This is a genomic window from Azospirillum thiophilum, from assembly GCF_001305595.1.
GTDB lineage: Bacteria > Pseudomonadota > Alphaproteobacteria > Azospirillales > Azospirillaceae > Azospirillum > Azospirillum thiophilum.
This window is the reverse complement of record NZ_CP012402.1, coordinates 867,749-888,130: the sequence shown is the minus strand read 5'-3', so window position 1 is coordinate 888,130 and position 20,382 is coordinate 867,749. Positions and strand designations below refer to the sequence as shown.

General features: G+C 66.4%; 16 protein-coding genes and 1 pseudogene. 6 read left to right on the top strand and 11 right to left on the bottom strand.

What is annotated here, in order from left to right; genetic code table 11:
* The first annotated feature begins 82 nt into the window (after positions 1–82).
* From AL072_RS17525 to AL072_RS17515, 3 genes are read left to right on the top strand one after another with little or no spacing between them, the layout of a single operon-like run.
* On the top strand, positions 83–1,003 hold the full coding sequence (locus tag AL072_RS17525) for an ABC transporter permease (RefSeq protein ID WP_045582993.1): 921 nt from the start codon (positions 83–85) through the stop codon (positions 1,001–1,003).
* A 3-nt stretch (positions 1,004–1,006) separates the two neighbouring features.
* Complete coding sequence (locus tag AL072_RS17520) at positions 1,007–1,837, top strand: ABC transporter permease (protein ID WP_045582994.1); 831 nt, start codon at positions 1,007–1,009, stop codon at positions 1,835–1,837.
* Between the two features lie 26 nt (positions 1,838–1,863).
* A complete protein-coding gene (locus AL072_RS17515) occupies positions 1,864–2,562 on the top strand; it encodes an aspartate/glutamate racemase family protein (RefSeq protein WP_045582995.1) in 699 nt (232 codons plus the stop codon).
* Positions 2,563–2,592: 30 nt separating this feature from the next.
* On the opposite strand, the gene AL072_RS17510 is transcribed toward AL072_RS17515, so the two are convergent.
* Entirely contained in the window at positions 2,593–4,137 is a 1,545-nt protein-coding gene (locus AL072_RS17510; protein WP_045582996.1) for an FAD/NAD(P)-binding protein, read from the bottom strand.
* Positions 4,138–4,746: 609 nt separating this feature from the next.
* Here AL072_RS17510 and AL072_RS17505 point away from each other — a divergent pair.
* Positions 4,747–6,060 carry an amidase gene (locus AL072_RS17505; protein ID WP_045582997.1) on the top strand — a complete coding sequence of 438 codons (1,314 nt, stop codon included), beginning with the start codon at positions 4,747–4,749 and terminating at the stop codon, positions 6,058–6,060.
* A 17-nt stretch (positions 6,061–6,077) separates the two neighbouring features.
* Here the strand turns inward: AL072_RS17505 and AL072_RS17500 are convergent, their stop codons facing one another.
* From AL072_RS17500 to AL072_RS17460, 9 genes are all read right to left on the bottom strand, one after another.
* Positions 6,078–7,418: a sigma-54-dependent transcriptional regulator gene (locus AL072_RS17500; protein ID WP_045582998.1), complete on the bottom strand. Its 1,341-nt coding sequence runs from the start codon at positions 7,416–7,418 to the stop codon at positions 6,078–6,080.
* Positions 7,391–9,253 carry a sensor histidine kinase gene (locus tag AL072_RS17495; RefSeq protein WP_245636831.1) on the bottom strand — a complete coding sequence of 621 codons (1,863 nt, stop codon included), beginning with the start codon at positions 9,251–9,253 and terminating at the stop codon, positions 7,391–7,393. The genes AL072_RS17500 and AL072_RS17495 overlap by 28 nt, the downstream gene beginning before the upstream one ends.
* Before the next feature lie 63 nt (positions 9,254–9,316).
* Positions 9,317–10,594 carry a dicarboxylate/amino acid:cation symporter gene (locus tag AL072_RS17490; RefSeq protein WP_045582999.1) on the bottom strand — a complete coding sequence of 426 codons (1,278 nt, stop codon included), beginning with the start codon at positions 10,592–10,594 and terminating at the stop codon, positions 9,317–9,319.
* Positions 10,595–10,711: 117 nt separating this feature from the next.
* Positions 10,712–12,127: an aspartate ammonia-lyase gene (gene aspA, locus AL072_RS17485; RefSeq protein WP_045583000.1), complete on the bottom strand. Its 1,416-nt coding sequence runs from the start codon at positions 12,125–12,127 to the stop codon at positions 10,712–10,714.
* A 210-nt stretch (positions 12,128–12,337) separates the two neighbouring features.
* Positions 12,338–12,691: a DUF1428 domain-containing protein gene (locus AL072_RS17480; protein ID WP_045583001.1), complete on the bottom strand. Its 354-nt coding sequence runs from the start codon at positions 12,689–12,691 to the stop codon at positions 12,338–12,340.
* A 25-nt stretch (positions 12,692–12,716) separates the two neighbouring features.
* Positions 12,717–12,986: a dihydrofolate reductase family protein gene (locus AL072_RS17475; RefSeq protein ID WP_158511077.1), complete on the bottom strand. Its 270-nt coding sequence runs from the start codon at positions 12,984–12,986 to the stop codon at positions 12,717–12,719.
* 68 nt (positions 12,987–13,054) lie between these two features.
* Positions 13,055–15,391: an Orn/Lys/Arg family decarboxylase gene (locus AL072_RS17470; RefSeq protein WP_045583002.1), complete on the bottom strand. Its 2,337-nt coding sequence runs from the start codon at positions 15,389–15,391 to the stop codon at positions 13,055–13,057.
* Positions 15,392–15,463: 72 nt separating this feature from the next.
* Positions 15,464–16,084 (bottom strand): GNAT family N-acetyltransferase, encoded by a 621-nt coding sequence (locus tag AL072_RS17465; RefSeq protein ID WP_045583359.1) that lies wholly within the window; start codon positions 16,082–16,084, stop codon positions 15,464–15,466.
* A gap of 107 nt (positions 16,085–16,191) precedes the next feature.
* Positions 16,192–16,890: an MOSC domain-containing protein gene (locus AL072_RS17460; RefSeq protein WP_045583003.1), complete on the bottom strand. Its 699-nt coding sequence runs from the start codon at positions 16,888–16,890 to the stop codon at positions 16,192–16,194.
* Positions 16,891–17,172: 282 nt separating this feature from the next.
* Between AL072_RS17460 and AL072_RS33565 the strand changes: the two are divergent.
* Positions 17,173–17,929 (top strand): annotated as a pseudogene (locus tag AL072_RS33565) (IS5 family transposase).
* A gap of 405 nt (positions 17,930–18,334) precedes the next feature.
* On the opposite strand, the gene AL072_RS17450 reads toward AL072_RS33565, so the two are convergent.
* Positions 18,335–19,666, bottom strand: coding sequence for an ISNCY family transposase (locus AL072_RS17450; protein WP_045580124.1), 1,332 nt, complete (start codon positions 19,664–19,666; stop codon positions 18,335–18,337).
* A gap of 227 nt (positions 19,667–19,893) precedes the next feature.
* On the opposite strand from AL072_RS17450, the gene AL072_RS17445 reads away from it, so the two are divergent.
* The gene (locus AL072_RS17445; RefSeq protein ID WP_052710098.1) at positions 19,894–20,346 is read left to right on the top strand and encodes a MarR family winged helix-turn-helix transcriptional regulator; all 453 of its coding nucleotides are present in this window, start codon (positions 19,894–19,896) and stop codon (positions 20,344–20,346) included.
* Positions 20,347–20,382 lie beyond the last annotated feature (36 nt).

The window sequence follows — 20,382 nt, the reverse complement described above, 5'->3', positions numbered from 1 at the left end:
CCCGCGGCGCCAGCCGTGGGAAGGGTGGGGGCAAGCGCGGCGACCACCTCTCAACACCACTCCATCCCCCAGGACCCCGCCGATGACCCTGACCGCCGAAACGTCCCGACCGTCCGCCGCGGCCACCGGCGTCACGGTCCGCCGCCGTTCCCGCCTGTTGCCGCGCCTTGCCCCCTATCTCCAGGCCGCACCGCTGACCGTCGCGCTGCTGCTGTTCCTGCTGGTGCCGATCCTGACCATCGTCGCGGTCAGCTTCTGGGATTACGACAGCGTGCGCATCTACCCGGATTTCGTGCTGACCAACTACATCGAGCTGCTGACCTCGCCGGTCACCTGGAAGACCTATCTGAACACGCTGAAATACGCCGTGCTGACCTGGGCGATCACGCTCGGCATCGGCTTCACGGTCGCCTATTTCCTGGCCTTCCACATCCGCTCCACCACCTGGCAGATGGTGCTGTTCCTGGTCTGCACCATTCCGTTCTGGACCTCCAACATCATCCGCATGATCTCCTGGATCCCGTTCCTCGGGCGCAACGGGCTGCTGAATTCCGGGCTGATCTCCGCCGGGATCATCGACCGGCCGCTGGAGTTCCTGCTGTTCTCCGACTTCTCGGTCGTGCTGGCCTTCGTCCACCTCTATGCGCTGTTCATGGTGGTGCCGATCTTCAATTCGATGATGCGCATCGACCGCGCGCTGGTCGAGGCGGCGCGCGACGGCGGCGCCAGCGCGGCGCAGACGCTGTGGAACGTCATCCTGCCGCTGAGCAAGCCCGGCATCGCCATCGGCTCGATCTTCGTCGTTACGCTGGTGATGGGCGATTTCATCACCGTGCGGCTGATGAGCGGCGGGCAGAGCGCCTCGATCGGCCTGATGATCGCCAACGAGATCTCGCTGTTGCAATACCCGGCCGCCGCCGCCAACGCCGTGGTCCTGCTGGCCGTCGTCCTGATCATGGTGGTGGCGATGCTGCGCGTCGTCGACATCCGCAAGGAGCTGTGAGAGATGAACACCTCCCGCCGTGGCCTGTCCTTCTACCTGCTGGCCGCTTTCTTCGCGCTGTTCGTGCTGTTCCTCTACGGCCCGACCGCCACCATCCTGGTTCTGTCCTTCCAGGGGCCGGAGGGCGGCTTGACCTTCCCGATGAACGGCGTCTCGCTGCACTGGTTCCGCAACCTGTTCGAGCAGCAGGCGGTCGGCGATTTCGGCGGTTCCTTCCGCCGGTCGATCGCGCTGGGGCTGATGGTGATGGTGCTGACCGTGCTGTTCTCGGTGCTGGCCGGCTTCGCCTTCCGCCGCCGCTTCCGCGGCAGCGGCGCCCTGTTCTACTTGGCCATTGCCAGCCTGATCGTGCCGTCGATCCTGGTCAGCCTGGGCATCGGCCTGTTCTTCAACATCCTCGGGCTGGAACCCAGCTGGTACGGCTCGGCGCTCGGCGCGCATCTGACCTGGACGCTACCCTTCGGCCTGCTGATCGTCTTCGCCATCTTCAACCGCTTCAACCCGGCCTATGAGGAGGCGGCGCGCGACCTCGGTGCCACGCCGTGGCAGACGGTGCGTCATGTCGTGCTGCCGATCCTGCTGCCCAGCCTGATCGGCGTCGGGCTGTTCGGCTTCACCCTGTCCTATGACGAGTTCGCCCGCACGCTGATGACCGCCGGCAGCTTCAACACGCTGCCGCTGGAGATCTACGGCATGACCACCAACGTCACGACACCGGTGCTCTATGCGCTGGGCTCGCTGACGACGGTCTTCTCCTTCACGGTGATCGGCCTGTTCCTGCTCGGCCTGATCGCACTGCGCCGCCACCGCCTGCGCCGTGCGCTGAACGGCTGAAACGGCCTTCGAGGATTTTCATCATCATGCGCATCCTGGTCGTCAACCCCAACAGCACCACCTCGATGACGGTTCGGATCGCCGCCGCCGCCCGCAGCGTCGCCGCTCCCGGCACCGAGATCCTGGCGGTCAACCCGCCGTCCGGCCCCGCCAGCATCGAGGGCTATTACGACGAGGCGCTGGCCGTCCCCGGTCTGCTGGCGGAGATCGAACGGCATGAGGGCACGATCGCCGGAACGGTCATCGCCTGCTTCGACGATGTCGGGCTGGACGCCGCCCGCAGCCTCGCCACCGCCCCCGTCATCGGCATCTGCGAGGCGGCGATGCAGACCGCCAGCCTGCTGGGTGGCCGTTTCAGCGTGGTCACCACGCTCGCCCGCTCGGTCCCGGCGCTGGAACGGTTGGCCCAGCGCTACGGCATGGCCGGCCGCAGCACCATCCGGGCGGCGGGCGTCCCGGTGCTGGCGCTGGAGGATCCGGCATCCGGCGCCGTCGACCGCGTGCGCGCCGAGATCCGCCGCGCCATGGAGCAGGACGGGGCGGAGAGCATCGTGCTCGGCTGCGCCGGCATGGCCGACCTCGCCCGCTCGCTCGGCGAAGAGATGGGTCTGCCGGTGGTGGACGGCGTCACCGCCGCGGTGAAGCTGGCGGAGGGGCTGGCGGCTCTCGGCCTGCGGACCAGCAAGGCCGGCGGATACGCCGCGCCGCTGCCCAAGGCGCGCTGACCTCCTGCCGCGTTCCCTCCCGCCGCGTTCCTATGCGCGCGGCGGTTCCGGGAACTCCAGCGTCGGCACCGCCGGGGGGACGCCATGTGCGGGCAGCGTCCCTCCCGTCAGGTCGGACAGGATCCGCCGGGCGGCGTCGGCGCATCGGCTGCGGAGCTCAGGCACCGCGGTCATCTCCCAGAAGGGCGCCTTTGCGACCGGGCCGAAGGCAAGCAGATGCGGAGCCGGCGTGCCGTCGGCGGCGATCACCGCCCCGCTCTCCGTCACGTCCAGCCCCAGGCGCAGCGGATCCGGCCGGGCGAGCCCGCGGTCCAGCAGCGACCGCACCAGCGGGTGGCGGATGCGGGTATAGTCGCAGTTGGTGCCGGTCGCGTTGATCAGTGCGCCTGCGGTCAGCACCCTCGTCGCTCCGCCGCCGCGTTCGGCGATGCGCAGTTCCAGCCCGCCGCCGGTCAACGCCGCATCGGTCAGGCGCCCCGTCAGGATGTCCAGTTGGCCGCCGGATCGGGCGGTGGCGATGCGGTCGGCCACCTGCGGCGCCATCCGGTGGCGATGCACCTCCCAGAAGGGGCGGGCATGGCGCAGGAAACGCCGCCGCTCCTCCATCGGCAGATGGGCCCAGATGCGGTGATGGTGCGGCCGCAGCGCATCGAAAGCCGAGCGCCAATCGTACCCTGCCGCCGCTGCCCGCCGTGCGTCCGCCTTCAGCGCGATCAGCACGTCCAGAACGGTGCGCGGCATCACGTCCGGGTGCAGGAAGGAGGTGTAGGGCCGGGTCTCTTCATGGCGCAGCGGCAGCAGCCCGCGGCGCGAGACCGCGATGACCGGGCCGCGATGCCCCTGGTCGAGCAGCGACAGCACCGTGTCCACCATGGTCAGGCCGGTGCCGAGGATCGCCACCGCGGCGTCACGGTCGACGCGGCCGATGGCGTCGGCATCCCAGGGGTCGCCGATGAAGCGGTCGGACGCGAAGGCCTCGCCGGCGGTCGGCGAGGCCAGGCAGGGCGGAGAGGGCGGGAAATTGCCGATGCACAGCGCCGCGGCGTCGGCGCTGACGATGCGCCCGTCGCCCAGCCGCACATGCACGACTCGTCGTCCGCCGGCGCCGCTGTCGGTGCGGACGTCCACCGCCTCGCCGCGGATCAGGTTGAGCCGGGCGTGGGCCGGCGCCTCGGCCTGCGCTTCCGCCAGCACGTCCTCGATATAGGTGCCGTACAGCGCCCGCGACACGAAGGCATGGCCGCTCGGTGGCACCGGCTGTTCTGCCGTCGGCCCCTCGGCCCGGCTCCACAGCCAGCGCAGGAAATGGCGCGGGTCGTCGGGATAGGCGCTCATGTTGTAGGCGCGGACGTTCAGCACATGCGCGCCGTTGGGGGTGGAATAGGCGACGCCGGTGCCCGGCCGGTGCCCGTATTCGATCAGGTGGACGACCAGCGGCGCCGGTGCATTGCGCAGCAGGTGGGCTGCCAGCAGGCTGCCGGTGAAGCCGGCGCCGACGATGGCGATCTGGCGTTCCGGTGCGAAGGAACCCGGCGGCGTGTCGCTGGGCGGCGGGACGTGAGGCGTTGCAGGCATCGGTGTCCGTCCTTCCGTCTGTCATTCCGGAAAAGGCCGGCCGTTGGCGCTCGTTCCCCCGGCTCCGGGGGGCTCCCGAAGGCAGCCTCGTCTTGGAGGGAGGTCCGGGAATTCGCGTCGGCCGTGTGTCTGCTCGGTCTGCTTCGTTGTGTTCTGAATATCACAGGGCGCCAACACGCGCCATCGGCCGAATGGCAAATACCCTTACGAAAGTAGAGATAAAAACAGTTCCACACAGGTATAAATCAATCTCCGATAAAGAACAAAAAATAAATGGTATAAAAAGGGCGCCGGTTGCCTCCGTTCGGGGCGGAGGTGGATTGGATTTTCAGCACGCGCTTACCGGCCAAGCCTCTCCGTGATAGGAAGGGAAGCCGTTTCCTTGACCACAGAGCCCCCAGCATGGTGCGCCAGCCCGCCGTTCCGACCTGTTCCACGCTGAAGATGGACGCCTCTTTTCCGGATCCTCGGGCGGCTGCGCGGCGAACTGAACAGTGGAACAGGTCGGGATTTATGTTTCATCCGGTTTCAAATGTTCCATTTGCCGTCAGAAATGCCGGCCTCGCCGCACCGCACCCCGCCGCTTGAACGATCCGTCAGGAGCCTGCCATGTCCGTTCCGTCCACACACCCGACCTCGTCCGCCCGGCTGGAAGCGGCGCTCGGCCGGATCGCCGACCCGGACCGCCAAGGCTCGCTGGTCTTCACCGAGATCTATGCGGAGGACGCGCGTGCCGCCGCCGCCGCCAGCGACCGCCGGGCCGCCGCCGGGCGCCCGCTGGGACCGCTCGACGGCCGGATCGTCTCGGTCAAGGCGCTGTTCGACGTCGCGGGCGACACCACCGCGGCCGGCTCCGCCATCCTGCGTGACCGCCCCGCCGCCCGGTGCGATGCCCGCGCCGTCGCCCGGCTGCGCGCCGCCGGTGCCGTCATCGTCGGCCGCACCCACATGACGGAGTTCGCCTTCTCCGCCGTCGGCCTCAATCCACATCTCGGCAATCCCGGCAACCCGCGCAACCGCTCGCGGGTGCCCGGCGGCTCGTCATCCGGTGCCGTGATCTCGGTGGTCGACGGCATGGCGGAGATCGCGGTCGGCAGCGACACCGGCGGCTCGCTGCGGATCCCGGCGGCGCTGTCCGGCGCGGTCGGCTTCAAGCCGTCGTCGGGCCGCCTGCCGGCCGAGGGTGCCTTCCCGCTGTCATCCACCCTGGACGTCATCGGCCCGATTGCCGCCACCGTCGCCGATGCCGCCCTGCTCGATGCGGTGCTGGCCGACACGGTGTCGGGCGAGGAGAGTCTGACGCCAACGCCTCTGGCCGGGCAGAGCTTCCTGGTGCCGCGCGGCCGGCTGTTCGACGGTGTCGAACCGGCCGTCTCCGACGCCTTTGAAAACGCGCTGGACCGGCTGCGCGCTGCCGGTGCCCACATCGCCGATGGCTCTATCGAGGCGGAACTGGACGCTCTGGCCGACCTCGACCGCATCGGCGTCTTCACCGCCATCGAACTGGCGGCCACCCTGGCCGACCTCGGCATCGCGTCGCTCGACGGCATCGACCCCAAGACGCGCGCCCGCATCGAGGCCGGCGGCAAGACCCCTGCCGCCGACTATGTCCGCATGCAGCGCCGCCGCGCCGGCCTGATCAGCCTGATGGACGAGCGGCTGAGCCGCCAGCCGGTCCTGCTGCTGCCGACGGTTCCGCTGACCGCCCCCGCCATCGCCGACACGGCGGAGGATGCCGCCTTCCACCGGATCAATATGGCTCTGCTGCGCAACACCCGTGTCGCCAACCTGTTCGACCTGCCGGCCATTTCGCTGCCGGTCCCGGCGGCCGGGCTGCCGGTCGGTCTGATGGCGATGGGCCGCCGCGGCAGCGACCGCAGCCTGCTCGGCATCGCCGCCGGGATGGAGGCGGCCTTGGCGTAGTGGACCGTCAACACTGCTCAGGACAGCCCATATTTCCGGATCTTGTCGTGCAGGGTCGTCTTGGCGATCTGCAGCTCTCCGGCGGCGCGGGCGAGGCTGTGGCCGGTGCGGCGGAGGGTGTCGGCGATCAACGCGCGCTCGAAGGCCTCGACCGCGTCGGCCAGCGGCCGGGCGGTTCCGGTCTGGGCGGTGCCGAAGGGCGGAAAGCCCTGCTCGATCCCCAGCACGCAGCGGTCGGCGACATTGTGCAGCTCCCGCACGTTGCCCGGCCAGTCATGGGCCATCAGCCGGCGCATCCGCCCGGTATCGGGCGGCGGCACCGGGCGGCCGTGGCGGGCGGCGGCCTGCAGGATGAACTGCTCGAACAGCAGGGGGATGTCCTCGCGCCGCTCGCGCAGGGGCGGCAAGGGCAGGTCGGCGACGTTGAGCCGGTAATAGAGATCGGCGCGGAACTGCCCGCGGTCGGCCAGGGCGCGCAGATCGACCTTGGTCGCGGCGATCACCCGGCAATCGACATGGACCGGCGTGTTGGAGCCCAGCCGTTCCAGCGTGCGTTCCTGCAGCACGCGCAGGAACTTGATCTGCACCGGCATCGGCATGCTCTCGATCTCGTCGAGGAACAGGGTGCCGCCGTTGGCATGCTCCACCTTGCCGATCCGCCGCTTGCCGGCCCCGGTGAAGGCGCCGGCCTCATGCCCGAAGATCTCGCTGTCGATCAGGCTGTCCGGCAGGCCGCCGCAGTTGATGGCGACGAAGTTGCCGGTTCGGCGCGGGCTGGCGTCATGCAGGCAGCGCGCGGCCAGCTCCTTGCCGGAGCCGGTCTCGCCATGGATCAGCACGTCGGCGGCGGAGTTGGCAAGCCCGGCGATCAGCCGGCGCACCCGCTCCATCTGTGGCGAGCCGCCGACCAGCTTTGCTTCGATGCTGTCGCGGTTCTGCAGCCGGGCGCGCAGGTCGCGGACCTCCAGCGTCAGCCGCCGCTTCTCCAGCGCGCGGCGCACCACCTCGACCAGATAGTCGGGGGAGAAGGGTTTCTCGATGAAATCATGGGCACCCAGCTTCATCGCCTGCACCGCCATCGACACGTCGCCATGGCCGGTCATCAGCACCACCGGCAAATCCGCATCGGCGGCGAGCAAGGCGGACAGCAGCTCCATCCCGTCCATGCCGGGCAGGCGGATATCGGTGACGACGATGCCGGGAAACCCGTCCGCCACCAGCCGACGCGCAGTCTCGGCACTGTCCACCGCCTCCGTGGGGATGTCCTCCAGCTCCAGCGCCTGCTGGCAGCCGAGGCGCACATTGGGATCGTCCTCGACGATCAGGACCTTCAGGGCGGTGTCGGCAGTGTCGGACATGAGAAGTCTCCGGCCTGGACGGCGGACGGGTCGGCAGGAAGGTTGGCGGCAGGAAGATCGATGGTGAAGACCGCTCCGCCATCCACTCCGTTCGCCCCGGTCAGGGTGCCGCCGAAGTCACGCACGATCCCGGCGGAAATGGCAAGCCCCAAGCCGAGCCCGCCGTTTCCCTCCCTGGCTCCCTCCTTGGTGGTGAAGAAGGGCTCGAACAGGCGGGGCAGCACATCGTCGGGCAGCCCGGGGCCGTTGTCGGCCACCCGGATGCGCACCCGGTCCTCCTCCCGCCGCGCCGTCACGGCCAGCCTGCCGCCCCTCTGCCCCTCCAGCGCATCCAGCCCGTTGGCGATCAGATTGACCAGCACCTGTTCCAGCCGGTTGGGATCGCACAGGACCGCGACATCATCCGGCACATCGACCTGCACGGCCACGCCGGACCGCCGCAGCCGCTGGTCCAGCAGGAACAGCGCGGTGTCGACCGGCCGGCGCACCGCGACCGGGCGGGGGGCTCCCGAAGATTTGCGGGCGAACGACTTCAGCTGGCTGGTCAGCGCCCCCATGCCGTCCACCAGCTGGGCGATACGCTCCAGATTGCCTTGCGCCGCCTCCAGCTTGCCGCGCTGGAGGAACTTGATCGTGTTGCCGGACAGGGTGCGCAGCGCCGCCAGCGGCTGGTTCAGCTCATGCGCCAACCCGGCGGAGAGCTGGCCGATCACCGCCAGCTTGCCGGCATGGATCAGCTCGTCCTGGGCGGCGCGCAGGGTGCGTGTGCGCTCCTCGACCTTGCGTTCCAGATCGCGCAGATGACCGCGGCGCTGCACCCACAGCAGAAGCAGGATGCCGAGGAAGGCGCTGCCGACCGCGGCGAGCGCCGCCTGGGTCCAGGCCATGCCGGTGATCTGGGCAGCCGGCGACAGCACCGTCATCGTCCATCCGGTGCCATGCAGCGGTGCGGTCTGCGCCAGGAAACTGCCGGATACCGGGAAGACCGCCGCTTCCGCCTCCCCGTCCGCCGGGCGGGCAAGCCGGACCAGCTCCGCATTGGCAGCGATCCGGTAGAGTGGCGCCAAGCCCAGCGGCGGCAGCGGACGGGCGTTGTATTGCAGGGTCCGCTCGAAATGCCGGCGCGCCGGCTCGTCCATCGGTCGCAGCGTGGTGAATTTCCAGGACGGGACCGAGGCGAGGATGACCACGCCATTCTCGTCGCTCACCAGGACCGGCGCTTCCACCGTCGACCAGGATTGCTCCAGCTGCTCCAGGCTGACCTTCACCACCGCGACGCCGACGATGACGCCGTCCTCAGCCAGTGGCGAGGACAGGTAATAGCCGGCCTCCCCGCGCGTGGTGCCGACGCCGAAGAAGCGCCCCTGCCGGCCTTCGGCGGCATCGACGAAATAGGGACGGTAGGACAGATCCTCGCCGATGAAGCTGTCGGGACGGTTCCAGTTGCTGGATGCCACCACCCGGCCTTGCCGCGTCAGCACATAGATCGTCAGGGTGCCGGCCCGCTCGTTCAGCCGCTCAAGATAGCGATTCAGCCCCCAGGCCAGCGGCGCCCGTCCGGCCACGAGATCCAGCACGTCGCGCTCCAGCCCGAGCGTGGCCGGGAAATAGGCGTATTTGTCGATCTCGCGTTCCAGGCTCCCGGCGTAGAGGTCGAGCCGATGGCGCCCGGTTTCCTGCAAGGCGGTCAGCCCCATCCCCTCGCTGATCCGGAAACCGGCCAGCCCGGCGAGCAGTGCCAGCCCGGCCAGGGCCGGCAGCAGAAGACCGATGGTGCGGAGGCGGCGGGCGATCGGCATGAAAAAGGCGGGCAGGGAGGAGGATTGCCGGATCATAGCAGGATCCCTCCTCCGATTGCCCGCCCGTCGTCGCGGCCGGTCCGTCGGGCCGCCCGTCCGCTACTCCGCCGCGGCGGGAGCGGGCAGGGCGGCGCCGGCCTCCTCCTCGTCCTCTTCCGTGCCGATGGCGTTCTCCCACTTGGCGACCACCGTGGTGGCGATGCCGTTGCCCAGAACGTTGGTGGCGGTGCGGCCCATGTCGAGGAAATGGTCGATGCCCATGATCAGCAGCACGCCGGCCTCCGGCAGATGGAACATCGGCAGCACGGCGGCAACCACCACCAGCGAGGAGCGCGGAACGCCGGCGATGCCCTTGCTCGACACCATCAGCACCAGCAGCATGACGATCTGCTGTTCCAGCGTCAGCGGGATGCCATAGGCCTGGGCGATGAACAGCGACGCGAAGGCCGTGTAGATCATCGAGCCGTCGAGGTTGAAGGAATAGCCGAGCGGCAGCACGAAGCCGATCACCCGCTCGCGCACGCCCAGGGTCTTCAACTCCTCCATCACCCGCGGATAGGCGGATTCACTGGACGCGGTGGAGAAGCCAAGCAGCATCGGCTGGCGCATCGCCTTGACCACGCGGAACACGTCGCCCTTCAGCACGACGAAGCCGGCGAAGACCAGCACCGCCCACAGCACCGCCAGCGCCACGTAGAAGCTGCCCATGAACTTGCCGTAGACCAGCAGCACGCCCAGCCCCTGGGTGGTCACCACGTTGGCGACGGCGGCGAAGACGCCGATTGGGGCGAAGCGCATCACATAGTCGGTGACCTTCAACATCACCGGCACGACCTCCTCGATCGAGCGGGCGAGCAGGCCGGCCTTGGTGTCGCGCAGCTGGCCGATCGCCAAACCGACGAAGATCGAGAAGATCAGGATCTGCAGGATCTCGTTGTTCGCCATCGCCTCGAAGAAGTTGCGCGGGAAGACGTGGGTCAGGAAATCCTTCAGGTTCAGGGCCGAGGTCTTCAGCCCGGCGCTGGCACCCGCGTCGGGCAGCGGCACGCCGACATTGGCGCCCGGCTGCAGCAGGTTGGCGAAGATCAGCCCGATGAACAGCGACGCGAAGGAGGCCATCAGGAACCAGCCGACCGCCTTGCCGCCGATGCGGCCGACGGTGCGGGCGTCGCCCATGCCGGCCATGCCGGCGACCAGGGTCGAGAAGATCAAAGGCGCGATGATCATCTTGATCAGGCGCAGGAAGATGTCCGTCACCATCGCGAAATAGCCGGCGATGTCCTTGGCGGCGGCCGGATCGAACAGGCTGTTGCAGGCATAGCCGGTGACGATGCCCAGCAGCATGGCGACGATGATCAGCGTCGTCTGTTTGTTCATGGTTCTACTACCTTCACCTGTCCCGCCCGCCTCATGCGCCGGCCGGGTTGCGGTCGATGGAGAACCGGCTCCGTTCCGGCCCTTGCGGGCCATGACCGGGGCCGGGCGGCGGAACGGTCAGCCGGCAAGGGTCGGCAGCCGCGGGCGGGTCAGCACCTCCGGCCGCAGCACCTCGGCCAGGGCGGCGGCGGTCATCAGGCCGCGCGCCTCCACCAGTTCGGCCACGCCCTTGCCGGTGCGATGGGCCTCGGCGGCCACCTCGCTGGCGTTGGCATAGCCGATGAAGGGATTGAGCGCGGTGACGATGCCGATGGAGTTGCGCACGCCGGCTTCCAGATGCTCCCGGTTGGCGGTGATGCCGTCGACGCAGAGGTCGGCCAGCACGACGCAGCCCTGGCGCAGGTGGGTGATGCTCTTGAACAGGCTGTGCGCGATCACCGGTTCGAAGGCGTTCAACTGGAGCTGCCCGGCCTCGGCGGCGAAGGTGACGGTCATGTCGTTGCCGATCACCTCGAAGGCGATCTGGTTGACCACCTCCGGGATCACCGGGTTGACCTTGCCCGGCATGATCGACGAGCCGGCCTGGCGCGCCGGCAGGTTGATCTCGCCGAAGCCGGTGCGCGGGCCGCTGGACAGCAGGCGCAGATCGTTGCAGGTCTTGGACAGCTTCACCGCCACCCGCTTCAGCACGCCCGACAACTGGACGAAGCTGCCGCAATCCTGCGTCGCCTCCACGAGGTTGGGGGCGGTGACGACCGGCACGCCGCTGACCTCGGCCAGACGGCGGCAGACCAGCGAGGCATAGTCGGGATGGGCGTTGATGCCGGTGCCGATGGCGGTTGCGCCCAGATTGATCTCGCGGATCAGCAGGGCGGCCTCCTTCAGCCGCTCCTCATCCTCCGCCAGCATGACGGCGTAGGTGGAGAATTCCTGGCCCAGCGTCATCGGCACGGCATCCTGCAACTGGGTGCGGCCCATCTTCAGGATGCCGCCGAACTCGTCGGCCTTGCGCTGGAAGGCGGCGCGCAGATGGCCCATCGCCTGCACCAGCCGGAAGATGCCGGTGTAGGTCGCCAGCTTCAGCGCCGTCGGATAGACGTCGTTGGTCGACTGGCTCATGTTGACATGTTCGTTCGGATGCAGGTGCGCATAGGCGCCGCGCCCATGTCCCAGGATCTCGAGCGCCCGGTTGGCGATCACCTCGTTCGCATTCATGTTGGTCGAGGTGCCGGCCCCGCCCTGGATCACGTCGACGACGAACTGGTCGTGCAGGTTGCCGGCGCGGATCTCGCGGCAGGCGGCCACGATGGCGTCGGCGTGCCCGGCACCCAGAAGGCCGAGCTCATGGTTGGCGCGCGCCGCGGCCATCTTGATTTCGGCCAGCGCCCGAACCAGATCGGGGTAATGGGAGATCGGCGTGCCGGTGATCGGGAAATTCTCGACAGCGCGCAGGGTGTGGACCCCGTAATAGGCGGTGGCCGGAACCTCGCGGTCGCCCAGCAGGTCGTGTTCGGTGCGCGTTGCTGCACGCATTGGACGTTTCGCTCCCCTTTTGAGTCTGCCCCGTCTGCGCGGGACGCGTCCAATGGAGAGCAACGGCCATGCCAGCTTCGGTCGGCATTGCGCCGACAATCAAATAGCTGATCCGATTACGTTTTATCGTTGGTCAGAGCCGCGGGCGTTCGGATTTCCGAACGCATTCCCAGTGGAGCGTTCGGAAATCCGGATGGACTCCCGCGGGGATCAGAGCTCCAGGAATGGGCGGAAGCCGCCATAGATCATGCGCTTGCCGTCGAACGGCATCTGCGTCATGTCTTTTGGCATGCGAGGATCGGCCATGACCTTCGCGTTGATCGCGTCGCGGTCTTCGCGCGACCTGTAGAGGATCCAGGAAAACACGACGGTCTCCTCCTCCGTGGCCTGCACCGCACGTGGGAAGGAAGTCAACTCCCCATAGGGCACATCGTCGCCGACGCACTCGACGAAGGCGAGCGCGCCATGCTCCATCCAGATCGCTCCCGCCTCGCGCGCCATCTCCTTGTAAGCGTCGAGTTTCTGCTTCGGGACTGCCAGGATGAACCCATCAACATAGGACATGTTCGTTTCCTCTCTTTGCCAGATGTCAGCGGTGGCGATAGGTCAGGATGACCGCACCGGTATCGAGCGGCCTCACCTCGACCAGCGACAGATCGAGGCGAGGAAGCCCGCCATCGAACAGCCGCTTGCCGATACCGAGCAGTCCAGGCGGCACCATCAGCCGGTATTCGTCAACCAGATCGAGCGCGATGACGCTGTTGGCAATCCCGGCTCCGCCGAACAGATAGAGATCGCCCGCGATTCTGTCCTTCAGTCCGGTGACAGTCGCTGCCGAACGGAGAAATTTCCATGCCATGAGCATGTCCGCAATGAATCTGAGGGCCAACATCCCCGGATGTATTGCGGACATGGATCGGATGTTTTTTATTCCCGCACCACATAGGTAAAGTAACGGATCACCCCGTTGGCGTCGGTCTCGCGGTACAGTCCCTGGATCTCATTGTCGAAGCCGGGGAAGCGGTTGGCGCTGTCCTGGAATACTTTCAGATAATCGATCATCGGCTTGGCCCGCGCGTCCAGCCTTTCGCCGGGGACGATGGTGGCGATGCCCGGCGGGTAGACCACCCACAGCGTGGTGGCGATCCGGCCAGAAATCTCGTCGATCGGGATGTAATCGACGTTGTTGCGCACCAGATGACGCGTCGCCTCGCGCGGAGGCATAGCCATGGTCGGCAGATGGTCCGGCCGGAAGATGGCGCGCTGCAAGGCACTGGTATTCTTCTCGCGGTAGAAGGCATGCATCTCCGCGCACAGATCGCGCAGGCGCCGGCCCAGGTAATGGCCGCGCCGCTTGGCGACGAATTCGGGAATGACCTCCTCCAGCGCGGCGTTGTCGTCGTGCAGCCGCTTGAAGGCGACCAGGCCGCTCAGCAAGGTGCCGGCCTTGCTCGATTCCACGCCCGGCGTCAGCAGGAACAGCAGTGAATTCAGGTCGTTCTTTTCCGGGACGATCCGGTTTTCGCGCAGATACTGCGCCACCACCGGAGCCGGGATGCCGTGGCTGCCATAGGCGCCGCTGTGACGGTCGAATCCCGGGGTCAGCAGCGTCAGCTTGTTGGGATCGGTCATGGCATAGCCCGGCTCCACATGCTGGAAGCCGTGCCAGTCGGCGCCAGGGGCGAATTCCCAATGGCGGACATCGGTCGCCAACTCGTCGGTCGGCACCTCCTCCCATGCGGTCTCCGCACCGTTGCGGATGACGCGGTCGGGGACGAAGGGGTCGAAGAACCAGCGCTTGGCCGGGTCGGTTTCGCGTTCTTCGAACTCGCGGCGGATGGCCCGGATCTTCTTGCGCAGCTCGATGCCGAGCCGGATGGTGTCATCCCACAGCACCTCGCCCGACCGCCCCTTCATCATCTGCGCGCCGACGTCCAGCGAGGCGAACAGCGGATAGAAGGGCGAGGTCGAGGCATGCAGCAGGAAGGTCTCGTTGAAGCGGCGATGCTCGACCCGGCGGCGCTGGCCCTTGATGTGGTTGTCCTTCACATGAATCTGCGAAGCCTGGGAGAAGCTGGCCAGCTGCTTGTGGGTCGACTGGGTGGCGATGATGCCGGGATGGCCGTCGTGCAGCCCCTCCAGCCCCATGGCGAAATGGCCCTTGAACAGCGGATGGAACTTCAGGAAGCCGGCCCAGGCCTCGTCGAACAGGATATAATCGCAGAGCTTGCCGATCCGCTCCAGCATCATCTGTGCGTTGTAGATGGTGCCGTCATAGCTGCATTGCTGGATCACCGCCGCGCGGAAGGGGCGTTCGCGCTTCCAGGCATCAGGATCCTTGACCAGCGGGTTGCGGCGGATGCGCTCGCGGATCACCTCCTCGTCCAGCGCCTGCGGGTCGATGGGGCCGATCAGCCCGTGGGCGTTGCGCTCCGTCTCCAGGAAGATCGGGATGCCGCCGCCAAGGAACAGGCTGCCATGGTGGGCCGCCTTGTGGTTGTTGCGGTCGAACAGGACGAGGTCGTCCTCCGCCACCAGCGCCGACAGCACGATCTTGTTGGATGCGGACGTGCCGTTCAGTACGAAATAGGTGCGCTCCGCTCCGAAGATGCGGGCCGCCTCCTTCTGCGCCTGCAGCGCCGGTCCCTCATGGACCAACAGGTCGCCCATCTCCAAGACCGAATTGTCGATGTCGTCGCGGAACACGGCCTCGCCCAGATGCTCGACGAAGATGCGGCCGATCGGGCTGCGGCTGTAGAAGATGCCGCCATTGTGGCCGGGACAGGTCCAAAGCTGGTTGCCTTCCTCGGCATAATCGACCAGCGCGCCGAAGAAGGGGGTCTTCAACGTATCGGCATATTGCTTCAACCGGCTGACCAGGTTCTTGGCGATGAACTCCGGCGTCTCCTCCGCCAGGAAGATGTAACCGTCGACCTGGTTGAGAACATCCACCGGGATGTTCTCCAGCCGCTGGCGGCGGACCAGCAGGATGATCGGCATCTCCAGCCCGCGCTGGCGGGCGAAGGCGATCAGCGAGGCCTGCTTGCCGTCGGCACCGCGCTTGCCCCAATCGACGATCATGCAGCCGATGGCGGCGTCGGTGCGGATCGCCAGTTCGGCATCCTCGACCCGGCGAGCACGCACGACTTCGAAGCCCATCCGCTCGACTTCAGAAAGGATCTGCTGAAGCCGCATACCCTCCAGTTCGTCCACCTCGAAGGCGGGGGCGCAGACCAGGAAGTTGAAGCGGCGGAAAAAATCCATGCGATGGGTCTCCGGTAGAGGCGGAAAGAGGTTCAAAGGGAAAGATGGAAGCCCGGCGGTGGGCAAGGGTGACTATTCTGCCAGCGGCTGGGCGGCGCGGTGGTCGTGCGGCGGCTCGCGGTCGGCCGCCCCCAGGGCACGCTGGAGGAAGACGCTGTCGGTCCAACGGCCGAACTTGAACCCGACACTGCGCAGCACTCCGGCTTGCACGAAGCCGAAGGATTCATGCAGGCGAAGCGATGGCCCGTTGGCGCTGTCGACCACCGCGATCATTTGGCGGCAGCCGGCGGTGGTGCAGGCATCGATCAGCGCCGGCAGCAGAAGTCGGCCGATACCGTGGCCGAGATGGTCTTTGTGGACGTAGATCGAATGTTCGGCGGTGTAGCGATATGCCGGCCTCTTGCGGAAGGGGCCGGCAAAGGCGTAGCCGACCACCTGCCCCCCGAGATCGGCGACCAGATGCGGCAATCGCCGCTTCAGCATCGCCTTGCGGCGGCGTTTCAACTCTTCTGGATGGGGAGGCTCGATGTCGAATGGGCCAAGTCCCCGTTGGATATGGTGGCTGTAGATGTCCAGCATCGCCGGCACGTCTTCCTCCACCGAGGAGCGGATGCGCACCGACGATCTGCAGGGCGAGAAGGGGAGGACATCACTGGCCGGGACCGAGGGCGGGTTGGCGTTCGATACGGACATGTCGTACACGGGAACTTCCCTTGTTGCAGCGTCGGCACGACCCCGCGCCCGCGCGCAACGCTACAGCAGCTCCATGACAGACGTATGACGTCTATCCGCGCCGTCGGCTACTCGCCCAGCCGGGCCGTCCAATCCTCCACCCTGCCGCTTTCGACACGTCGCCTGGCCAACTCCCGCCAGCCCATGGCCAGCGGTTCCAGCACCGATATCCCGATCAGCGTGCGGATATCGTGTGTATCCTGATAGAAGGCGCGCAGGATGCGGGCCAGCGTCCAGTCGGGCAGGGGACGGTCGAGAAGCGTGATGTTGTCGCCCATGGCCACCATGCCCGGTTCGAGCACCCGGTAATACCAGCCGGTTCGGCCGGTGGCCTGGACCCGCCTAGCCATGTCCTTCATGCCGAATCGGTGGTTCAGCTTCCAACAAGGCTGCCGGGCCTGGCTGACCTGAAGCGTCGCCGTCCCGATCCGGAAGACGTCGCCGACGCAGACCGACTCCTCGGTCAGTCCCAGCGTCGCCAGATTCTCGCCGAAGGCTCCCGGTGCATCCAGAAGTTCGGTCGATGCAGTTGGGAAGGGCAGGTCGCTGCGCCATGCCGCGTAATGGTCGAAGGGATAGTGGTGAACCGCCTTGTCCGGCCCTCCGTGATTGCGCCGGTCGCCCTGCTCGTCACCCGTCAGGCCGGCTGGTCCGACCGATACCGGGCGTCCCACCGGCTGCTTGTCTATGGCGCTGGCCGTGTCCGGAAGCCTGAAAGGCACAGCCTTGCCGATGAGTACCGCTTCAAGTGTGGTGGAGTTGGTCATGACTGCATGCCCCTCGATTGGTGACGCATTGCCGGAGATCGAAATGGTAGGCATAGGTCAAATCCGGTCGGGATCATCGCAGGCGCATCCGGTTGTCATTGCCGGAGATCTTTATCATAATAGTTCAGCATGTGCTTGATTATCAGGTTCCAGCAGTCTTCCGCGGTGGTCCCGACCGCCAGACATCCATCCGAAGGCCGCGTCCTTCTAGGGTCCGGACCCATAAAGAGCCTTTCCGTCAGGGAGCCGTTGTGATTCAACGCCCTGGAAAGGGGCTTTGCGATGAGCGACGGTCAGTTCTGGTTGACGGTGGAGCAGTTTGGGCGGCTTGAGCCGCACCTTCCGCCCGACACCCGAGGCAAGCCGCGCGTGGACGATCGCCATGTGATCAGCGGAATCGTCCATGTGCTGAGTCGGGCGGGCGCTGGGCGGATGCTCCACCGGTCTACGGCCCCCGCAAGACGCTCTACAACCGCTTCGTCCGCTGGGCGGCCAAGGGCGTGTGGGAGGACATCTTTCATGCGTTGGCAGCGGCAGGTGGCCCACCGGCCCAGGTGATGATCGACTCCACGGCCGTGCGCGCCCATCGTTCGGCGAGTGGCGGCAAAGGGGGGAGCGCGCCCAGGCTATCGGACGGTCCCGTGGCGGACGAACCACCAAAATCCACGCCCTGAGCGATCCACGCGGTCGGCCGCTCGCCTTCCTGCTGACCGGCAGTCAGGTGGCCGACTGCACCGCCGCCGACCGTCTGCTCGACCGGATGCCGGCCACCGATCTCCTGCACGGCGACAAGGGCTACGACAGTGCCGCTGTCCGCCGGAAGATCGAAGAGGCCGGGGTCGCGCCCAACATTCCGCCACGTGCCTACAAGCGCTGGAAAAACTGCTTCTCTCCGTATCTCTACCGGAACCGTAATGTCATCGAGCGTATGTTCGGACGCCTCAAGGACTTCCGGCGCATCGCCACCCGATATGACCGGTCCGCCACCAACTTCATGGCAGCCGTCCAAATCGCCGCTACTGTATCCTACTGGTTATGAGTCCCAGCCTTAGCACATTGCGCGTGTATGATGACCGCATTACTTATCGATCCATTGACCAGTGTTTCCACCGGATAGAAGTATCAGTGGTTTGGTGCTGAGTTAGGAAGCGCGCTATGCAGGAATATTGTTGCAACCGGGTAGAAGTGTCAGTGGATTGCGCAAAATAGGAATGTCAGAGAGGTAGCTTCGGCTTGGCCGTGTAGTTTGGCTGTCGGGCTTCTTCGGCATATCTGGCATGGATGCGTTGGGGTTCGGCTCGGCGGCGCGGTCAAGCCCCGGAGCCGCTTTGCGGTGCGCCGCAGGCGCAGGGCTTGACGGCAACGCCGATCGCCGAGCCATCATCCTGCTGCCAGACATGCCGGCCGCACCGGGGCTTTGCGGATAGGAGGCAAGTGCCTGCGGTCAATCAGCCGCGCAGGCGCCATCGGGAAGCCCGCTGTCCCGCTTGCGCCGGCCTGTTTTGCGGTAGCCGTTCTTCTCGCTGTTGGTCTTCACCCGCGGTGGCGGCCGGCTCTCCTGCATCTCTTTCACCTGGGCCAGCACCGCACTCAGCCGCTTGTTCTCCACGACGTCGCCCTGGGTGACCCGCTGGTCCTTGTCGAAGGCCCGATAAGGCAGCGCCACCCCTTTCCATCGCACCTCCAGACGGCCGTCGGCGAAGGCGTAGGTGTCGACATACTGGCCAACCAGTCCCCGCGTCAGCTCCGTCTCCTCCAGCATGATAAGCTTGCGTTCGTAGGACAGCGTCAACTGCTGCCCGACATGGCGCTGTTCGCGCCAGCACAGCACCTGGCGCAACCGATCCGGCGCGATGTTCAACGGCCGGTGCAGATCGTCCGGCCGGGCAGGGGGCAGGGCAAAGCGGGCGTTGAAGCGCTCGATGAAGCCGGGCAGGAAAGCATTGCCCGCTTCGATGCCGGTGATGCCGGCCAGCCGCAATTCCTTCACTAGCCGGTCCTGCAACGTCCGGTTCACCCGTTCGACCCGCCCTTTGGCCTGACTGGAGTTGGCGCACAGGATCTCGATGTTCAATTCCGCCAAGGCCCGGCCGAACTGCGTCATGCCCTGGCCGCCCTTCGCCTCGCGCTGCGAAACCCGGAACACCGAGTATTTGTCCGAGTAGAAGGACAGCGGCCGGCCATGGGCATTCAGATAGCCCTCCAACGCCTCGAAGTAGGAAAAGGCGCTCTCCGAGACGGCGAAGCGAAGCTGCATCAGCCGGCCCGTCGCATCGTCGATGAACACCAGAAGCGTGCAGGGATCGCCGCGATCCTCGAACCAGCGGTGCTCGCTGCCGTCGATCTGGATCAACTCGCCGAACCGCTCGCGGCGCAGCCGGGGAGGGTGGAACTGCCGGCGCTGCCGGCGCGACAGCCAAAGGCCAGCGTCCGCCATCCACTGGCGCAACGTCTCGCGCGACACCGTCAGCCCATGCGTGTCCCGCAGCATCTCCGCCGCAAGGGTCGGGCCGAAATCGCCGTACCGGCTGCGAACCAGCTCCAACGCCTGCTCCCGCACCTCATCGCCAAGCCGCCGGTTCGACGGACGGCCGCGCCCCCGGTGAACCAAAGCGCCGCCGCCACCAGCCTTGTAGCGCGCCAGAAGTCGCCACACCTGACGCTCGCTCAAAGCCAGAACCGACGCCGCCGATCCGATCCCACGGCGACCGCTCAGCACCTCGCCGAGAACCTCGACCCGTTGCAAGTCCTGTTCGCTCATCGTGATCCAGCCCATCGCCAGCCTCCCAGCCGTCGAAAACCTGACGGAAGACTGACACTTCTATGTTGCGAGGGACTGACATTCTAACTTTGCGCTTACAAATATAAAACGCATAACTATAATTATGGAAATTATAAGTTTTTTCCATATAACACTGATTCAATTCAGTTATGCGATAACCTGTGCCTCCATTGCGTCTTTAGCCTCTTGCCGAATTTCGATAGGAAGCCTATTAAATAGGAATGCTAAAGGATAAGTCTCTTCACAGTCCTCCCAACTTCGGCCTTCACTTGTTCCGCGCCTCCCATCTCTGGCGGCGAGCAGCGAACAAGGTATTGGCAGATAGCGGATTTTCCACTTCGGCTATAGCGCCGCTGATGCTGTTGGCCGAACTCGGCGACGGGATGCGACAGCGGGAACTCGCGGACGAGATGGCGGTCGAAGGGCCCTCACTCGTGCGGTTGCTCGACGGTTTGGAAGTCGCAGGCCTGCTGGAACGACGAGAAGATTCTAGCGACCGTCGGGCGAAGACTCTGCACATGACCGACGCCGGCCGCAACCTATTGGTGCAGGTGAATGAAGCGCTGAACGATATTCGGCAGCGGCTGATCGCTGATGCGACGGAATCCGACGTGGAAGCCTGCTATCGCGTCCTCGCGATGATTGAGGCGAATGCCAAGCGCGAACAGACCTAACCGCGATACGGCCCGGATAACGCTGAGCGTGGACGT

What these genes read in the sequence shown, in the direction of transcription:
- AL072_RS17525 (WP_045582993.1), top strand. Translation starts at nt 83, where the DNA reads ATGACCCTGACCGCCGAAACGTCCCGACCGTCCGCCGCGGCCACCGGC.
- AL072_RS17510 (WP_045582996.1), bottom strand. Translation starts at nt 4,137, where the DNA reads ATGCCTGCAACGCCTCACGTCCCGCCGCCCAGCGACACGCCGCCGGGT.
- AL072_RS17450 (WP_045580124.1), bottom strand. Translation starts at nt 19,666, where the DNA reads ATGGGCTGGATCACGATGAGCGAACAGGACTTGCAACGGGTCGAGGTT.
- AL072_RS17500 (WP_045582998.1), bottom strand. Translation starts at nt 7,418, where the DNA reads ATGTCCGACACTGCCGACACCGCCCTGAAGGTCCTGATCGTCGAGGAC.
- AL072_RS17505 (WP_045582997.1), top strand. Translation starts at nt 4,747, where the DNA reads ATGTCCGTTCCGTCCACACACCCGACCTCGTCCGCCCGGCTGGAAGCG.
- AL072_RS17495 (WP_245636831.1), bottom strand. Translation starts at nt 9,253, where the DNA reads ATGATCCGGCAATCCTCCTCCCTGCCCGCCTTTTTCATGCCGATCGCC.
- AL072_RS17465 (WP_045583359.1), bottom strand. Translation starts at nt 16,084, where the DNA reads ATGTCCGTATCGAACGCCAACCCGCCCTCGGTCCCGGCCAGTGATGTC.
- AL072_RS17480 (WP_045583001.1), bottom strand. Translation starts at nt 12,691, where the DNA reads ATGTCCTATGTTGATGGGTTCATCCTGGCAGTCCCGAAGCAGAAACTC.
- AL072_RS17520 (WP_045582994.1), top strand. Translation starts at nt 1,007, where the DNA reads ATGAACACCTCCCGCCGTGGCCTGTCCTTCTACCTGCTGGCCGCTTTC.
- aspA (WP_045583000.1), bottom strand. Translation starts at nt 12,127, where the DNA reads ATGCGTGCAGCAACGCGCACCGAACACGACCTGCTGGGCGACCGCGAG.
- AL072_RS17475 (WP_158511077.1), bottom strand. Translation starts at nt 12,986, where the DNA reads ATGGCATGGAAATTTCTCCGTTCGGCAGCGACTGTCACCGGACTGAAG.
- AL072_RS17470 (WP_045583002.1), bottom strand. Translation starts at nt 15,391, where the DNA reads ATGGATTTTTTCCGCCGCTTCAACTTCCTGGTCTGCGCCCCCGCCTTC.
- AL072_RS17445 (WP_052710098.1), top strand. Translation starts at nt 19,894, where the DNA reads ATGCTAAAGGATAAGTCTCTTCACAGTCCTCCCAACTTCGGCCTTCAC.
- AL072_RS17460 (WP_045583003.1), bottom strand. Translation starts at nt 16,890, where the DNA reads ATGACCAACTCCACCACACTTGAAGCGGTACTCATCGGCAAGGCTGTG.
- AL072_RS17515 (WP_045582995.1), top strand. Translation starts at nt 1,864, where the DNA reads ATGCGCATCCTGGTCGTCAACCCCAACAGCACCACCTCGATGACGGTT.
- AL072_RS17490 (WP_045582999.1), bottom strand. Translation starts at nt 10,594, where the DNA reads ATGAACAAACAGACGACGCTGATCATCGTCGCCATGCTGCTGGGCATC.